The 1,013-nt window shown below is 70.7% G+C and carries 1 protein-coding gene; it reads right to left on the bottom strand.

The features are described from left to right. Positions 1-89 precede the first annotated feature (89 nt). Positions 90-692 carry a dihydrofolate reductase family protein gene (locus tag ACFQ87_RS46570; RefSeq protein WP_380617107.1) on the bottom strand — a complete coding sequence of 201 codons (603 nt, stop codon included), beginning with the start codon at positions 690-692 and terminating at the stop codon, positions 90-92. Positions 693-1,013 lie beyond the last annotated feature (321 nt).

Here is a 1,013-nt window from a genome sequence, read left to right as displayed (position 1 = left end):
GCGAGGGAGTCCAGATCAGGCGTCACAACCGATCTCTGGACTCCCTCGCTTCATGTCATGCGCGCCGGCGAGCCCTTGGCATCAATCATCTAGGCGGGGGCGTTGGCGGGGCGGCGGTAGGTGGCCGCGTGGACGCCGGTCCTGCCGATCGTGGTGGAGGCGAGTTCCAAGGTGCGCTGCACGCCGTCGGCCGGGAAGAGCGACTTGCCGCCGCCGAGCAGGACGGGCATCACCATCAGCCGCAGCTCGTCCGCGAGGTCCTCGGCGAGGAGGGTGCGGACGAGGGTCGGACTGCCCATGATCAGCAGGTCGCGGCCGTCGGCCGCGCACTGTCGGCGCACCCAGTCGACGGCCCCGGCGCCGGGGACGAGGGTGGAGTTCGCCCAGGTGAGGTCGGTTTCGTCGAGGGTGTCGGAGACCACGTACTTCCTGATCGAGTTCATCTGGTCGGCGAGCGGGTCGCCGGCCCGCCCGGGCCAGGCGGCGGCCATGGTCAGCCAGGTGCGGCGGCCGAAGAGCAGGGCGTCGGCGGTGCTCATCGCCTCGTTGATGTACGGGCCGAGGGTGTCGGGGTCGAAGAACGGGTGGGACCAGCCGCCGTGGGCGAAGTCGCCGTCGGTGTCCTCCTGTGGGGCGCCGGGGGCCTGGACGACACCGTCGAGGCTGATGAACTCACTGATCACGATGCGCATTTGGGGGTACTCCTTCGGGGGCTGGCCAGCTGGCTCGTTCGGGGGTTCGCAATGAAGACCGGGGGGCTGTTCGGGAGTCATCGCCCGTTGGTAGTGATCCGGGTCACATCGTTGACGCTTCTGGGGCCCGCCCCCTCCCCCCACCCCCCTTCCTCCTCCTTACCCGCCGCCTGCCCACCCACCTCGCACGCTCGCCCGGTATCCCGGAACAGCGGCTCCCGCATCTCCCGGCCCGGGGGGGGTGATCCGGATGGGGGAGGGGCGGGGGTGAGGGCGGCGTAGGGGCGCGCATGGCGAGGTATACCCCATCAATCGGCCCCC

The organism is Kitasatospora sp. NPDC056531 (genome assembly GCF_042794375.1).
Classification (GTDB): Bacteria; Actinomycetota; Actinomycetes; order Streptomycetales; family Streptomycetaceae; genus Kitasatospora.
The sequence above is the reverse complement of the archived record's forward strand: the minus strand, read 5'-3'. Positions and strand labels throughout refer to the sequence as shown.